Source organism: Aeromonas sp. 95A, assembly GCF_051919235.1.
In the GTDB taxonomy this organism is placed as follows: domain Bacteria; phylum Pseudomonadota; class Gammaproteobacteria; order Enterobacterales; family Aeromonadaceae; genus Aeromonas; species Aeromonas veronii.
Genome location: NZ_JBQBFC010000001.1, coordinates 330,132 through 345,667, shown reverse-complemented (window position 1 = coordinate 345,667; position 15,536 = coordinate 330,132). Strand labels below are relative to the sequence as shown.

Genomic DNA, 15,536 nt, shown 5'->3' with positions numbered 1-15,536 from the left:
CGAACCAGCCATTGCGCACTCATTCAGATACGCGGTCACCGCGCTGGAAACAGTGCGTTTCCGGCATCTCCCCTCTTTCTCCTTGGGACTCAACTTCATCTTTGTTAGGCTGCCTGCCACACAGGCTCACAGAGGGATCTTCTTGATGTCACAGGCGCACTTTCAGGGCCGCTTCGAAGTCGAGTTCAAATATCAGCTGACGGATCGCCCCGCCTTCCTCAAGGCACTGCTCGCCCTCAATCCGGAGATCATGCTGGAGGATAATCTGGAGCAGGATCGCTACTTCGACACCCCGGATGATGCCCTTGCCCGAGCTGGCAAAAGTCTGGCTATCCGCACCATGCAGCCCTCCGGCATCCAGCTCTGGATCGTCAAGGGGCCCGAGTCGGATCGCTGCGAGGCGGTCAATATCAATGATGCGGACAAGGTTGCCAACATGCTCCTCACCATGAACTACCGGCAGATACTCGTGATCACCAAAAGGCGCAGCATCTACTTCATTGGCCCGTTTCACGTCACCCTGGATCATCTGGCCGAGATCGGGGATTTTGCCGAGCTCGCCATCATGACCGATGACGAGGCACGCCTGCCTGAATTTCGCCAGCAACTGCTCGCGCTGGCAGATCAGTTGGGACTTTCTCCCGATGCGCAGGAGCCTCGCTCCTACCGCACCCTGCACATGCAGGCAATACACACCACACAACCAGAGGATGCAACTCAATGATCGACAAACTCGCCTGGCTCACCTTTAAAGATCAGCAGCTGCTCTGCGCCCGCTCCCACGGCAAGGACATCTATTACATCCCAGGCGGCAAGCGGGAACCGGGCGAGAGCGACGAGGCGGCACTGATCCGCGAGATTGAAGAGGAGCTGGCTGTCACCCTGCAACCCGATACCCTGCGCTTTGTCTGCGAGTTCAGCGCTCAGGCCGATGGCAAACCGGCAGGAGTCGAGGTGAGACTGCGCTGTTACACCGGCGAAACAAGCGGCACCCCGATCGCCTCGGCAGAAATTGCCGAGCTGCGCTGGCTCGACAGCTCTCACCTCGATGAGCTCTCCCCCGTCTCCCGCTTGCTGTTTACCTGGCTGGTTGAGCAGGGGCTGATCGCTGACAAGCCGTGCTTGCGGCAAGCATACGTATCCACCTCAAATTCACCAACGGTGGCAATCAGCCACATAACAGCGCAACGACAAGGATGTCAGATGGACATTGTGGAAGTTAATAGCGCAGCGACCTATCAAAGAGCGCTCATCACCCTGCTGCAAGATTGTGTCGATAGCGGCGCCTCGGTCGGTTTTTTACCACCGCTGACCACGGAGGAATCTGCCCGCTACTGGCAAGGAATTGAAGCGGATCTAGCGGCAGGTCACCGAAAGCTGTGGCTTGCCCTTGAGCAACAACAGCTCGTGGGAGCGATTCAGCTCGCGCTCTGTGGCAAGGCCAACGGTCGCCACCGGGCCGAAGTGGAAAAACTGATGGTACTGCAAACGGCGAGAGGTAAAGGTGTCGGTCGTGCGCTGATGCAGGCCTTGGAACAAGGCGCCCATGCCGCGGGCCGTTCGCTGCTGGTGCTGGATACTCGCGCCGGTGATGTGGCCTCCCACCTCTATCGTCAACTCGGCTATCTGGAAGCGGGCCAGATCCCGAGCTTTGCACGCAACGCCGATGGCTCCCTTGCTGCGACCGTCATCTTCTACAAACCGCTCTGACCATCCCCTATCCCTTATCCAAATACAGCAGGGCCGCACCAAGCGGCCCTGCTTGTTGCCAGCGTGACTGTTTGTTGCAGCAATATGGCTTGCGACGGATTGCCACGATAGAGCCATTGCTCCTGTATGCCTCAACACCGCCAATCGTTCGCCCCAAAATACAACCAAACAAACAGAAAGATTAATTAATGATTAAAACGTCCCCCTTTTCTTCTTCATCTATTGCCTCATCAGGCGTATCGTGAGAGACCCATTAGATAATCAAATCTATGTTGTTCACTGCCTTGAGGAATAATGGATGCCCACTTTGCCCCGTACAGTTACCTCCCCCAAAAAGTTCATCATCGGTCAACACCTTCTCCCGCAACTCCATGAGCACGTTAAAGATTTTGGTGACTATGCGTTGCTCATCAGCGATGAGTTCATTCTGGAGCGGGTACGGGAAGAAGCTTTGGCGGGGCTCCTGCAGGCAGGCCTCAGGGGAGTGGTCGACAAGTTTCGCTACGAATGCACCGAACAGGAGATCCACCGCCTGACCCACCTTGCAGAGCAATATGGTGCGAACGTGATTGTCGGGATCGGCGGCGGCAAGACGCTGGATGTCGCCAAGGCCGTGGCCTTCTATCTGCGCCGTCCGGTTGTGCTGTTCCCGACGATTGCCTCCACAGATGCCCCCTGCACGGCACTGGCGGTGATCTACAACCAGGCGGGGGAATTTGAGCGCTATCTGTTCCTGCCGCAAAATCCGGACGTGGTGCTGGCTGACACGGCCATCATTGCCGCCGCCCCTCCCCGCTTCTTTTCCGCTGGCGTTGGTGATGCCCTGGCCACCTATTTCGAGGCGCGCGCCTGCTATCGGTCGGACGGGCTCAATCTGGTCGGCAAGCGTCCTTCACGCACGGGCCTTGGTCTGGCACAGCTCTGTTACGAGCTGCTTGGTGAGAACATCGAGCTGGCCATGGATGCGATACGCCACCATGTCTCGACTCCGGCGCTGGAGCAGGTCATCGAGGCCACCATCTACCTCAGCGGGGTCGGCGCAGAAGCCGGTGGACTGGCCGCCGCTCATGCCGTCAACAACGGCATGTCACTGATCCCGGAGCTCCATCGCGCCCAGCATGGCGAGAAGGTGGTCTTCGGCCTGCTGACCCAACTCGTGCTTGAGCGCGCCCCGCAACATGAGCTTGATGAGGTGTTTCGCATCATAGACTGTGCAGGTCTGCCCATGACGCTGCAAGAGCTGGGGCTCTCCCACTTTGATGAAAGCGAGTGGCGCAAGGTAGCGCAGCTGGCCTGCGATCCCCTCGATACCATGGGCAACATGCCGATGACAGTGAGTGAACAGGATGTCTACGCCGCCATGGTGGCAGCTAATGCTATGGCTGAGCGTTATCGCCTCCGCCATCCCCGCATCTGATTGCTTGCCGCACTAAACAGGCAAACAGTAAAAAGGCTTGCCCATTGGCAAGCCTTTTTAATCTGCATCCCACCCTCTTGTCGGGATAGACGAAAGTCCGCGTTGACTCAGGGGAGTTTCACCGCTCGCACTTCAACCTCTGGCAGGGCGAAGGCATCTTGCGCGGCGATGAGTTGCAGCTCGTAAGCCTGCTGGCGCCAGGTCTCCTGCAGCACCGCATCCACCGAGGCGTTGGTGCGCTCGAACGCGCTGACCGCATCGTGACCGGCCAGCAAATTCGCCAGCATCAGGGCGCTGATAAGATCGCCAACCCCCACCGGCTGGCGGGCAAAGTCATAGAGCGGACGGGCAATCAGGTAATCCCCTTGCGGGGTCGCCAGCAGCATCTCGAAGCGGCTGGAGTCCTCTGCCGCACGACCGAGATGCTTGACCAGCACCAGCTTGACGCCGCGGGCCAGCAGCTGATGGGCAGCCGCGCGGGTCTGATCCAGATCAGCCAGATGGGTATCACAGAGGGTCTCCAGCTCCAGCAGGTTGGGGGCCATCATGTCGGCCACCGGCAGCGCCTGCTCGGTCAGGAAACGGGTGACGCCGGGGGCAACGATGCACCCCTTCTCCGGGTGACCCATCACAGGGTCGCAGAAGTAGATGGCATCGGGGTTGGCCGCCTTGACGGCGTTGACCACGGTCAGGATCTCGTCCCCCTGCTCGGCGGAGCCAAGGTAGCCGCTCAGCACGGCGTCACAGTGGCTCAACACCTCGATATTGCCCAATCCTTTCACCAGCGCACTGATATGACCCGCCGGCATCGCCATCCCCTGCCACCCCTGGGCATATTGGGTGTGGTTGGAAAACTGCACCGTGTTGATGGGCCATACATCCATGCCGAGGCGGCGCATGGGGAAGACGGCCGCGCTGTTGCCGGCACAACCAAAGACCACGTGGGACTGAATAGAGAGAACGGATTTCATCGGGAATACCACAGCAAAGGATCAGCAAGGTGGGCAATATATCGGATGAAGATAACGATGCGCCACCTTGGCGCGAGATGAACAGGCAATTTCCTGACTAAAGATAGGTTTTTTGCGCCATTTGGCCCGCGTCCACAGGGTGAGCGGCGCCATGATGTGCCGCGTCCCCGTCGTCACATGCCGCTCTGCTCTACAGCATGACGGGCAAAGTGATAGACCCATCCCTCATCACACGGCATGTCACTGGGTGGCGAAATCAGCTCAGGCAATACCGTCACCTTGCCACCAGCGGCATATTGCAGCGCCATCAGGGCACAGAGCGCCGCATCGTAGCGATCAGTGCCGACCAGCACATCCGCAGGCAGCTGCGCCGCCAGCTCGGGCCGTGCCGGGGAGGCCTTGCCGCCCACTTTGGCCAATGCCGGATAGACCTCCAGCACGGCACGACTGGCCTTCGGGGCAACGGTCGGCACCAGTTGCAGATCCGAGAGCCGCGGCAGCATGGAGAGCGCCAGAGTGGCGTTGTTACCGAGCCGATCGAAGGTGGCCGACAGCGGCTTCTTGCCGTACTGCTGATACAGCCAGCGCTCGCAGTCGCGATAGGCGTAGGGGTTGTCTATCTCCCGCTCGGGAGCGGCGCAGCTATGTGGCTGACCGTTGAGCAGATCCCGCAAGGCGCGGGGAAAGGCGAGCGGCGCATCGATACCGAGTGCCAGTTGCGGGCAGGCTTCTACCTGCATCAGGGTCAGCTCGTTTTGCAGGGCCGGACGCAGCAGGGCGGCCAGATCCGGTGCCACCCGCGAGCTCAGGCGAAACAGCGGCGACACCCCGAGCCAGTGCAGGCGGTTGGATTCGGCCTGCCAGCCCACCACGGCCACCGCCTGGGCACTGCCCTGCCAGCCACGCACATCCCAGCCGATCCCGATTGCACTCATCTGCCCTGCCGTCATCAATTACCTCTGTTTGCCTGTCACAAGTTGCAAGAGGCACAGGGTAATCAGCAGAGGCCCTTAACGCAAAGCGAACCGCCCACTCAGAACGATTTCTGGAAGTTCACCAGTGGCAAAATGGGAAACACGCCGTTGGCGGCGTAGTTGGCCAGCCCGATCTGCAAGCCATCGAGGTGCTTGGTCGCATTGATAAAGCCGATCTGGAAGGTGGTACGCTCGGCATAGTTGACGAAGCCGACGTTGGCCAACGCATTGCCCCTGGCGATATTGACCGCCCCCCAGTTGAGCCCCTGCACATTGTTGGTCAGGTTGACCAGCCCCAGATTGACGCCGGTATCCTGCCCTTCGTGCCAGTTGATGGCGTTGATGGCGACCCCGCCAAACTGGTGGCGCACTCGACCAGCACCCAGGAATACCCCGAGCTGCAGGCCGCTGAACTGATCCACATCGGAGAGGGCGAAGATCGGTAGATCAATGCCCTTCACCTGACCGGTCCGACCGTAGAGCAGCGAGGCGCGCGCCCCTTCCACCTGATGGGACGCGGGCAAATTGACCCCAGGCAGCGAGACCTGCACCGGAGTACTGGCCTGCGCGACACCGCACAGAGTAAGGGCGCTGCATGCCAGCAGCAGGCGGGAGAGTGTCATGGAAAGTTCCTTGGGCCATTGAGAGTGGCCCGATCCTAACAGTCAGGGGAGAGTGTGGGCACACCAGCAGGGACGAGGTGCGTCACGATACGTCACGGGTGGCCCTCTCACCTCTCCATCAGGACTTGCGAAAGCGCCACCTCAAGGACAATCGGCCACTTTTTCGCAGCGAGTGGCCCCTCTTCCTTTCTTTGCCTGAGCGAACTGCCTAAAATAGTCGCCCTGCTGTATCCGGCATTCATCCATCTAGAGGATTTCCCATGGAGACGTTTCTGCTCGAAGGTCACCCCTTCGTTGCCTTGTGTGACCTTATCAAACATCAGGGGTGGGCCGATTGTGGCGGCGCCGCCAAAGCCCTCGTTGCCGAAGGGCTGGTCGAGGTGGACGGTCAGGTCGAGACTCGCAAGCGCTGCAAGATCGTGGCCGAACAGGTGGTCAACTTCAACGGCATGAAGGTCGTGGTGAAAGAGGGCATCAGCCCGGAGATTGGCTAAACCCGTTTCGGGGAGCCACTCGCCGGCAACCCGCTAGCTGGCCTTGATCGACAGGGTCAGCACAAAACGCGCCATCGCCTCATCCCCGTTCAATGACGGACAGGTTGCCACCACCCGGATGGGGCGATTGATGCGCTGACCGCTTGCCAACGATTCGTCGATCATGGCGTCAATCTCCTCCCCTGCTGCGCAGTCGAACTGCACATCCCCCTCCGGTCGTTTCAAAAACTCCCCCTGCACATCCTTGAAGGCGAAGTGCACCTTCTTGCGCCGCTGCAGCCCCTTCTCCATCACCAGCAGACCGCCCACCAGATCGGCGCCGGTTGCCAGCGCGCCAAAATACATGCTGCCCAGGTGGTTGCGGGTACGCCAGCCAAGGGGAATGCGAATGCGCAGCGCCTTGGCGTTCATCTCTTCGATGATCGGGGCACAAAACCCGATGACGGGAATATAGCGCCAGGCAAACAGCCGAAGTGCCAGATTGGCTTTGAAGCGTTGCAAATCCATATGCGAACTGATCCGATGAGTTAATGTAAACAACATGTTGCCTGCATCTGCGCCATTCGACAAGCACAGGGATCACGGTTACGACCTTTTGCCCAACCCAAAAAAACAGAGGGAACCGCACCGGTTCCCTCTTTTCACTCATGTCGCTGTTACAGCAAATGTGCCGATCAGGCGCGCTTCTCTTCCAGCCAAGCCCCCTGACTCTGCATCTCGAACAGCTGGGCATAGTGACCGCCGAGGGCCATCAACTCACCATGGGTACCCCGCTCGCTCACCTGACCGCGGGAGAGCAGCAGGATCTCGTCCGCATCGACGATGGTCGAGAGGCGGTGGGCGATGGCGATGGTGGTGCGGCCACGACGGGCAGCAGAGATCGCCTGCGACAGCGCCAACTCGGTCTGGGAGTCCACGCTGGCCGTCGCTTCATCCAGAATGAGGATGCGCGGATCTCCCACCAGTGCACGGGCAAAGGAGAGCAGTTGCCGCTGACCGGCGGAGAGGTTCTTGCCACCCTCCTCCATCAGGGTGTTGATCCCCTGTGGCAAGCTGCGCACAAACTCGGCCAGCTGCACCTCGCTCAGCGCCTGCCAGAGCCGCGCGTCATCTATGCCGGCGCGGCCGAGACGCAGGTTCTCCGCCAGGGTGCCGACGAAGATAAAGGGATCTTGCTGCACCAGCCCGATGCTGCGGCGCACCGCCGCCAGCGACAGGGTATCCAGTGCGTGATCATCGAAGCGGATCTGCCCCTGATCCAGCGGATAGAAGCCCATCAGCAAGCTGATAATGGTGGACTTGCCGCTGCCGGTATGGCCCACCAGCGCCAGCATCTGGCCCGGTTTTGCGGCAAAGCTGACCTCGCGCAGCACCTGCTGCTCGCCATCGTAGGAGAAGCTCACCCGTTCGAAACTGACCCGCCCTTCCAGCGGGAGCAGCTCGCCCTCGGTGCTCTCGCGGGGTTCATCAAGCAGGGCAAAGACCCGCTCCCCCGCCACCATCGCCTGCTGCAACTGGTTAAGCTGGTTGGTCATCTCGATGAGCGGCTCGATCATCCGCCCCAGATAGCTGATAAAGGCGTAGAGCACCCCCACCTGAATGGCACCGGCGTGGCTCCCCCCCTCGTGGGCGAACAGCGCCAACAGACCGATCAGCACCATCATGTAGAAGAGATCGATGAGCGGACGCAGCAAAATGCCGTTGATCTTGAGGCTCTTGATCCGTGCCGACCAGTGCTGCTGGTTCACCTCGGCAAAGGCGTTGGCAAAGTGGCGCTCCTGCACCATCGCCTGGATCACCGGCATCCCCTGCAGCGACTCGTTGAGGCGGCTGTTGATGTCGGAGAGCAGACTGCGGGTCGCTCGCACCACCGGCACGCTCAGTTTCTGGTAGAGCCACATCACCCCGCCCACAGCGGGCAGCAACAGGGAGCAGACCAGCATCAGCCGCAGATCCAGCAGCGCCATCGAGATGAGGATGCCGCACAAGAGCACCACCTTTTGCACCAGCAAGCCGATCACCTGCACATAGAGGTTCATGATCGCTTCGGTGTCGTTGGTGATGCGGGAAATCAGCGAGCCGGATCGATGCTTGTCAAAGTAGCGGGCCGGCAAGCGGATGGCGGTGGCAAACACCTGCTCGCGCAAGGTTTGCACCACCGCCTGGGCGATACGGTTAAAGCGCAGGGATTGCAAATAGAAGCCCGCCGCCGAGAGTACCTGCAAGCCCAGATAGCCCGCTGCAATCAGGGCTATGGTGGGCAGCACGATATTGCGAGGCGCCAGATAGTCATCGATAAAGAGCTTGATCAGCAGCGGCCCGGCCACTTCGGCGCCGGTCGCAAGCAGCAGGCAAATCCCCGCCTGGATCAGCCAGCGAGGATACTGGGCGCAGTAGGCGAGCAGTCGTTTAATGGTCGGATTCACAGGCTCTCCTCCACCGCTTCTTCGAGACGCTGATAACGCACCATATCTGCGTACCAGCCATTGTGCGCCATCAGGGCACCGTGATGACCCCACTCGCTAACGGTCCCCTGCTCCAGCACCAGGATCTCGTCGGCCTGCTCCACCGCTGTCATGCGATGGCTGACCAGGATCAGGGTGCGACGATGGGCTTTGAGAGCGTGCAGAATTTGCTGCTCGGTGTGGGCATCCACCGCCGAGAGCGCATCATCGAGCACCAGAATGGGCGCATCCAGCAGCAGGGCGCGGGCAATGGCCAGCCGCTGTTTCTGGCCGCCGGAGAGGGTCACCCCTTTCTCCCCCACCTCGGTCTCATAGCCCTTGGGGAAACGCACGATATCATCGTGGACACAGGCAATGCGCGCCACCCGTTCGACCTCCTCGCGGCTCGCATCGGGTTTGCCCAGGGCGATATTGGCGGCGATAGTGGTGGAAAACAGGAATGGCTCCTGCGGCACATAGGCAAACTGGCTGCGCAGTGTGGCGAGCGGCAGCAGGTCAATCGGAACGCCACCCATGACAATCGAACCGTGAGTCGGATTGACAAGGCGCATCAACAGCTTGAGCAGGGAGCTCTTGCCTGCCCCGGTGCGCCCCACCACCCCGAGCATCCCCCCTTGCTTGAGGGTAACGTCGATATCCGCAAGCAGGGTGCGCTGCTCAAGTTGATAGCTCACCCCTTTGATCTGCAAAGGAAAGGCAGAGGTAAACGCGGCCGGCTGGGCGGGCTCTTCGATATCGCTGCGCTCCCCAAGCAGGCTCTCGATACGGGAGTAGGCGGCGCTGCCCCGCTCGATGATGTTGAACAGCCAGGCGATGGCAAACATCGGCCAGATCAGCTGGCCAAGGTACATGGTGAAGCTGGTGAGCTCACCCAGAGTCAACTCACCCTGCAGCACCAGCACACTGCCCCCCGCCACCGCGAGGAAGTAGGAGCAACCGATACAGAGATAGATGACCGGATCGAATTTGGCATCGATGCGGGCCACCGCCATATTGCGCTCCCCCGCCTGTTTGGTCAGCTCGGCAAAGCCTTCATCTTCCAGCGATTCAACCGCATAGGATTTCAACACCCGTACGCCGGAAAGGGCCTCCTGGGTCTTGTTGTTGAGCCTGGAGAAGGCCCCTTGCGCCGCCTTGAACTGGGTGTAGATCTGGGTGCCGAAGCGGTTCATGAAATAGGCCATCACCGGCAGCGGCAGCAAGGAGACCAGCGTCAACTGCCAGGAGTACTGGCTGCACATGATGGAGAGCACCAATACCCCGACCATGATGGAGTCCACCAGAGTCAGCACCCCTTCGCCAGCGGTCATCTCCACCGCCTGAATGTCATTGGTGGCATGGGCCATCAAATCGCCAGTACGGTGGCGCTGATAAAAATCTGGGCTCATCCGGGTGAAATGACTGAACAGGCGATTGCGCAACACATAGGCCAGACGGTAAGAGGCACCGAACAGCATCACCCGCCAGACGTAGCGCAGCAGATAAATCAGCACACCCAGACCAAACAGCCCCGCCAGATAGCGCATCAGGGTGCCATTGTCGAGACCGCCCTTGGTGATGCCATCAACCACCCAGCCCACCACTTTGGGCGGAATAACGGTCAACAGGGCCACCATCAGCAGCAGGGAGATGGCAGCCAGATAACGGGGCCACTGCTCCTTGAAAAACCAGCTCAATCGTAGAAATACGCTCACACTACCAACCTTTAGCGCTCTCTGCCCGTGACCGCTCCAAGGAGCGGCCATCAGAGAAGCCACGCAGAAATAGAAGAATGAAAACAATCGCCTCCGGCTGGAGGCGATTCGAACGAAAGCTCATCATATCCCGAACCGGGATGGTTGAGAATAATTACTATTTAATTCACTGTGACATGCGATCATCCCCTGATGAATAGGGATTATACGAATTTTCATGCTGCTCACCGGTCAACAGGAAGTGTGACACCTCTTCCCGGGTCTGGCTGAACACCTGTTGCAACTGCTCCAGATCCGTCTCGCTCAGCACCTCGTTTTGCCGCAAGCGCCACTCCAGCTCGCCAGCCACCAATTGCAGACGGGCCGCCGAGATATTGGCAGACACCCCCTTGAGGGTGTGCAGCAGCTTGCTTGCCACCTCGGGCTGCTGACGGCGCAGGGCGGAGCGGATCTCCCACAGATCGTCCTTGTGCTCCGACATGAACAGCTTGAACAGGATCTGCAATGCCTCCTTGTCCTGCTCCAGCCGCTTGAGGGCATCCTGCAGATCGAGGATCCCGATCATATCCGGCGGTTTCACCTCCATGATCCCCGCCTGCTCCACCCCTTGCGGCTTTACCCACTGCAGCAGGTTGTTGTAGAGATCCAGCTTGCTCACCGGCTTGGTGACATAGCCATTCATCCCCACCCCCAGACAACGCTCCTTGTCACCGGGCATGGCACTGGCGGTGAGGGCAATGATGGGCACATCGTGTTTGTCGACCATCTTGCGGATCTGGCGGGTGGCATCGAGTCCGTCCAGCACCGGCATCTGCAAATCCATCAGGATCACGTCAAAAGGCTGCTCGGCGACCCGCTCCACCGCCTCCCGACCATTGCTGACCACACACACTACCGCATCGACGCGCCGCAGATACTCGATGATGAGCTGCTGATTGACCCGGTTATCTTCCGCCAACAGCACTCGGGTACCCTGCAACAGGGATTTGAAGTGTTGCTGATCCCCCTGTGCCTCTGCCTTGCGCAGGTTGAGCTCGTAGGAGCTGCCGTTGAGCAGTTCGTCCACCTTGGCCAGCAGGGCATTTTCGGTCATCGGTTTGGGCAGAAAATGGGGCAGCCCCATGCTATCCATCCGGGCGTGTAGCCCCTCTCTGGCCCAGGCACTGATCATCAGGATGGGGATCCGCCGCCACTGGCTGTGCTGATACATCTCCAGCGCCAGATCGAGCCCGTCCTCCTGACCCATGCGCCAGTCGAGGATCGCCAACCGCAGATTCGGTCCCTCTTCACGGAGCAGCTGACGGGCGCGGGAAAGGGAGTTAACCGGCAGCACTCGCACTCCCGCCCGAGTCAGAATGTCCCGGGCCAGATCCAGCACCAGTTCGTTGTCATCCATCACCATCACCAGCGGCTGGTTTTCGAAGAAGACTTTCCGTCCAGCCACGCCGTAGACCGCCTGCGCCATCGGAATATCAAACTTGAACAGAGAGCCGACGCCAGGCTTGCTCTCTACGGTGATCCGCCCCCCCATCAGCTCCACCAGACGCTGGGAGATATTGAGCCCAAGACCCGAGCCGCCATATTTGCGGGTATTACCCGCCTCCAGCTGAGTAAACGCCTGAAACAGTTGGGTCTGCTTCTCTTCGGCAATGCCGATGCCGGTATCGCGCACACTGAAGCGGATCCGCATTGGGTGAGGATTGGCCAGCTCGATGCAGACTTCGACTTCACCGCGTTCGGTAAACTTGATGGCGTTGTTCACCAGATTGACCAGCACTTGTCCCAACCGCAGGGGATCCCCACGCAAGAAGACCGGCACCTCCGGTGACTTGCGAATAACCACTTCCACGTGTTTGCGCTCCGCCAGATCGGCAAACATGCCCGCCAGCGAATCGAGCTGCTCGCTGAGATCGAAGTCGATCTCCTCCAACGTCAGCTTGCCTGACTCCACCTTGGTCAAATCAAGGATGTCGTTGATCAGCAGCAGCAGGGTATCGGATGAGGATTTGATCTTGCCCAAATAGTCCCGCTGTTGTTGATCCAGTTCAGTCTGCAGTGCCAGCGAGCTAAAACCTATGATGGCATTCATGGGGGTGCGGATCTCGTGGCTCATGTTGGCCAGAAAATCGCTTTTAGCCTGGGCCAGCAAGCCGGTCTGGCGCGACAGTTCGCTCAGCTTCTGGTTGCGGCGCCACAGGGTGAAGGCCACCAGCGCAAAGCAGATCAAAGCCCCGCACAACACCATCAGATAGAAGCGGTTCATCAAAGAGGAAGCGCGCTCCAGCTTGTCGAGTTTCCAGCGCACCAGACTCTCGATCACATGCATGTCGATGAGCTGGTAACGCAAGGTGTGATAGGCAACCACCTGCTGGCTCATCTCCTTGCTCAGGCGGATCAGGGTCGCGATCTCCGGCAAGTTGCCATAACGGGATTGCAACTGCTGTTGCAGCTGGTCCAGCGTAGTCTGTTCACGTTTGTCCCAACTGCGCTGCAGATAGTTGCTCAGTTGCGCCAGCTCCTCCAGGTCGCGATGAAGCGCACTGTCTGACGGGCTTATCCCCCGCACCTTTTGAATCTGGGCCTGCAGGGGCGCATTGAGATACTCGATAGCCATCTCAATGGCATGAAGCCTGGCCAGCGCCATCAGATAGGTGTCCATGTCCTCAAGCAGTGCCTGGGAGAGATCGTCTTGCACCAGCTCGGGATCGCTTCTGACTTCCCGTACAAAACCGTCAAGGGTGATGGATAACTGGTTCAGGCGCTGCTGGACATTGCTGTCATTGGCCTGCTCCCGCCCAAGCAGATAGACGGTATCGGCGTTGATCCGGTTCAGCACCACCTCGGCCGCGTCGTTCAGGTCGTGGGCCTGTTGCTGCTGACTGAGCGACTGCCAGCAGTAGCCCGAAAAGGCGAGCAGCAAGGCAACGATCAGCCCTGGCACAGCACGGTTTTTCCGTGATCCTTTATTCATCCCGTCTCGACTCTCATCTGGTGGTCGCTGAATTATCCGGTCAGGCAATGACCCCTGGGGGAATTATCCACTCCCGCTGGGCACTGTGTTACCGTTATTGCTCTGATATTTCGCTATTGTTTCGCGATTGCTTCATTCTGGCTTCTCATCATATCCCCGGCCAGAGCTGATTTAGAAGGAACCAATTATGTCATTTATCACTACTTATTGTAGCCACTGCTTTACCAGGAACCGCCTGCCCATTACCCATATCGATACATCTGCCAAATGCGGGCGCTGCAAAGCCCCCCTGTTCAGCCAGACCCCTTGCCTCGGGAAGACGGATAACTTCGATACCCTGATCAACTCAGATATCCCGGTCGTGGTCGATTTCTGGGCCAGCTGGTGCGGCCCCTGCCAGCAGTTTGCTCCGGTATTTCATGAGGTTGCCCATGAACTCGAACCACGGATGCGCTTTGCCAAAGTCGATACCGAGCAACAGAGCACCATTGCCGCCCGTTACGCCATTCGCAGCATCCCCACCCTGATGGTCTTCAAACAGGGCAAACTGGTGAACCAGATAAATGGCTCCTTGCCCAAGAGCATGTTCAAGCAATGGCTGGAACAGTTCATGGATGTTTGATTTATATTTCGCACATGTTTTATTTATGTGTTCATTTCCTCATTTTTATCAATGAGTATGTGAGTAGAGGCTGATTTTCAACATGTGAGTCTGTTTCAAACAAGTGAATGGATGTAATCTCGGCAACACAAAAACAACCATAAATTAACCGAGAGAACATTATGCACACATCAGCTGTACCCTCTGCTCCATCTCGCTGGCTGGACATCAAATCAGGGATCGTCATCCTGGATGTTTTGCTACTTTGTGCCATGCTCGCCTGGCTCCCGTTTGACCCCATGGTCAACAAGGGGCTGGGCATTCTGGTCTTTATCGCCATCCTCTGGCTGACCGAAGCACTGCACGTCACCATCACCGCACTGCTGGTACCCCTGCTGGCTACCGTGCTCGGGGTGTTTGACATGAGCAAATCCCTCACCGATTTTGCCAACCCGATCCTGTTCCTCTTTTTTGGCGGTTTCGCCCTCGCGGCAGCCCTCTCAAAACAGGGACTGGATACCCTGATGGCAGGCAAGGTGATGCACCTGGCCAATGGTCATCTGGGTTGGGGCGTCATCCTGCTCTTTACCATCACAGCCGCCATGTCGATGTGGATCAGCAACACCGCTACCACCGCCATGATGCTGCCACTGGCGATCGGTATGCTGGCACGCCTCGATAGCAAAAAAGAGCGCGCCACCTTCGTCTTCGTATTGCTGGGGATCGCCTACAGCGCCAGTATCGGCGGCATCGGTACCCTGGTGGGTAGCCCACCCAACGCCATCGCAGCCGCCCAGATGGGGATTGGCTTCACTGACTGGATGAAATTCGGTGTTCCAGTAGTGCTGATCCTGATGCCCTGCGGCATTGCCCTGCTCTATCTGGTAACCCGCCCGCGTCTCAGCCACCGCGTCGAGATCCAGGATGTCACCATCAACTGGACCCGCGAGCGTAAAGTGACGCTGGCAATCTTCCTGACCACAGTTGTGCTCTGGATCGGCTCACAACCCATCTCCAACGCCTTTGGCGGTATTCCGCAACTCGACACCCTGATTGCCATGGGCGCCATCGTGGCCATTGTGGTCAGCCGTGTCGCCAGCTGGGATGACGTCAACCAGAACACCGACTGGGGCGTGCTGATGCTGTTTGGCGGCGGTCTGACCCTGAGCGCCATTCTCAAGGCCACCGGTACCAGCGCGTTCCTGGCCAGCCATCTGTCGGCCGTGCTCTCCAACGCCAACATTTTTGTCGTGTTGCTTATGCTGGCCGCCTTCGTGGTATTCCTGACCGAACTGGTTTCCAACACAGCTACCGCCGCGCTGTTGGTTCCCCTGTTTGCCGGTGTCGCCGAGGCGCTGGGTGTATCACCAGTGGTGATGTCGGTGTTGATCGCTATCGGTGCCTCCTGTGCCTTTATGCTGCCGGTCGCCACGCCGCCCAATGCCATCGTCTTTGCTAGTGGCCACATCCGCCAAAGGGAGATGATGAAAGCCGGTATGGCTCTGAACGTTGTCTTTACCGTGTTGCTCGCCCTGCTGGCCTACTTTGTTGGCGATATCCTCTGATCCAGCTCCCCCCAATAAACAAAAACCCCCGCATTGCGGGGGTTTTCTCAT

The 15,536-nt window shown here is 58.9% G+C and carries 13 protein-coding genes and 1 pseudogene; 7 read left to right on the top strand and 7 right to left on the bottom strand.

Annotated elements, in window-relative coordinates:
• Positions 1-145: 145 nt before the first annotated feature.
• The 4 genes and pseudogenes from ACTG2U_RS01520 (at position 146) to ACTG2U_RS01505 (ending at position 3,127) form a co-directional block, all read left to right on the top strand.
• The gene (locus ACTG2U_RS01520; RefSeq protein ID WP_439973921.1) at positions 146-724 is read left to right on the top strand and encodes a class IV adenylate cyclase; all 579 of its coding nucleotides are present in this window, start codon (positions 146-148) and stop codon (positions 722-724) included.
• Positions 721-1,107, top strand: a pseudogene (locus tag ACTG2U_RS01515) (NUDIX hydrolase); the annotation flags it as partial. The gene ACTG2U_RS01520 and the pseudogene ACTG2U_RS01515, both read left to right, overlap by 4 nt.
• Before the next feature lie 96 nt (positions 1,108-1,203).
• Positions 1,204-1,710: an N-acetyltransferase family protein gene (locus ACTG2U_RS01510; RefSeq protein ID WP_439975099.1), complete on the top strand. Its 507-nt coding sequence runs from the start codon at positions 1,204-1,206 to the stop codon at positions 1,708-1,710.
• Positions 1,711-2,008: 298 nt separating this feature from the next.
• Positions 2,009-3,127 (top strand): glycerol dehydrogenase, encoded by a 1,119-nt coding sequence (locus tag ACTG2U_RS01505; protein ID WP_439973920.1) that lies wholly within the window; start codon positions 2,009-2,011, stop codon positions 3,125-3,127.
• A gap of 107 nt (positions 3,128-3,234) precedes the next feature.
• Here ACTG2U_RS01505 and pdxY read toward each other — a convergent pair whose 3' ends face one another.
• The 3 genes from pdxY to ACTG2U_RS01490 form a co-directional block, all read right to left on the bottom strand.
• A complete protein-coding gene (gene pdxY / locus ACTG2U_RS01500) occupies positions 3,235-4,098 on the bottom strand; it encodes a pyridoxal kinase PdxY (protein WP_429067734.1) in 864 nt (287 codons plus the stop codon).
• A gap of 173 nt (positions 4,099-4,271) precedes the next feature.
• Complete coding sequence (locus ACTG2U_RS01495; protein ID WP_439973919.1) at positions 4,272-5,048, bottom strand: DUF429 domain-containing protein; 777 nt, start codon at positions 5,046-5,048, stop codon at positions 4,272-4,274.
• A gap of 83 nt (positions 5,049-5,131) precedes the next feature.
• Positions 5,132-5,695: a VC2662 family protein gene (locus ACTG2U_RS01490; RefSeq protein WP_439973918.1), complete on the bottom strand. Its 564-nt coding sequence runs from the start codon at positions 5,693-5,695 to the stop codon at positions 5,132-5,134.
• Positions 5,696-5,955: 260 nt separating this feature from the next.
• On the opposite strand from ACTG2U_RS01490, the gene ybcJ reads away from it, so the two are divergent.
• Positions 5,956-6,189, top strand: coding sequence for a ribosome-associated protein YbcJ (gene ybcJ, locus ACTG2U_RS01485; RefSeq protein ID WP_033137049.1), 234 nt, complete (start codon positions 5,956-5,958; stop codon positions 6,187-6,189).
• Between the two features lie 33 nt (positions 6,190-6,222).
• Here the strand turns inward: ybcJ and ACTG2U_RS01480 are convergent, their stop codons facing one another.
• From ACTG2U_RS01480 to ACTG2U_RS01465, 4 genes are all read right to left on the bottom strand, one after another.
• Positions 6,223-6,696, bottom strand: a complete 474-nt coding sequence (locus ACTG2U_RS01480; RefSeq protein WP_439828975.1) for a DUF4442 domain-containing protein — start codon at positions 6,694-6,696, stop codon at positions 6,223-6,225.
• 167 nt (positions 6,697-6,863) lie between these two features.
• Positions 6,864-8,615, bottom strand: a complete 1,752-nt coding sequence (locus ACTG2U_RS01475; protein ID WP_439973917.1) for an ABC transporter transmembrane domain-containing protein — start codon at positions 8,613-8,615, stop codon at positions 6,864-6,866.
• Positions 8,612-10,348: an ABC transporter transmembrane domain-containing protein gene (locus ACTG2U_RS01470; RefSeq protein ID WP_439973916.1), complete on the bottom strand. Its 1,737-nt coding sequence runs from the start codon at positions 10,346-10,348 to the stop codon at positions 8,612-8,614. Before ACTG2U_RS01470 ends, ACTG2U_RS01475 begins: the two co-directional genes overlap by 4 nt.
• A 166-nt stretch (positions 10,349-10,514) precedes the next feature.
• Positions 10,515-13,319 (bottom strand): response regulator, encoded by a 2,805-nt coding sequence (locus ACTG2U_RS01465; RefSeq protein ID WP_439973915.1) that lies wholly within the window; start codon positions 13,317-13,319, stop codon positions 10,515-10,517.
• A 187-nt stretch (positions 13,320-13,506) separates the two neighbouring features.
• Between ACTG2U_RS01465 and trxC the strand changes: the two genes are divergently transcribed.
• Both trxC and ACTG2U_RS01455 read left to right on the top strand, forming a co-directional pair.
• Positions 13,507-13,941 carry a thioredoxin TrxC gene (trxC, locus tag ACTG2U_RS01460; protein WP_042083398.1) on the top strand — a complete coding sequence of 145 codons (435 nt, stop codon included), beginning with the start codon at positions 13,507-13,509 and terminating at the stop codon, positions 13,939-13,941.
• A gap of 161 nt (positions 13,942-14,102) precedes the next feature.
• The gene (locus ACTG2U_RS01455) at positions 14,103-15,485 is read left to right on the top strand and encodes an SLC13 family permease (RefSeq protein WP_005333606.1); all 1,383 of its coding nucleotides are present in this window, start codon (positions 14,103-14,105) and stop codon (positions 15,483-15,485) included.
• The last annotated feature ends 51 nt before the right edge of the window (positions 15,486-15,536 follow it).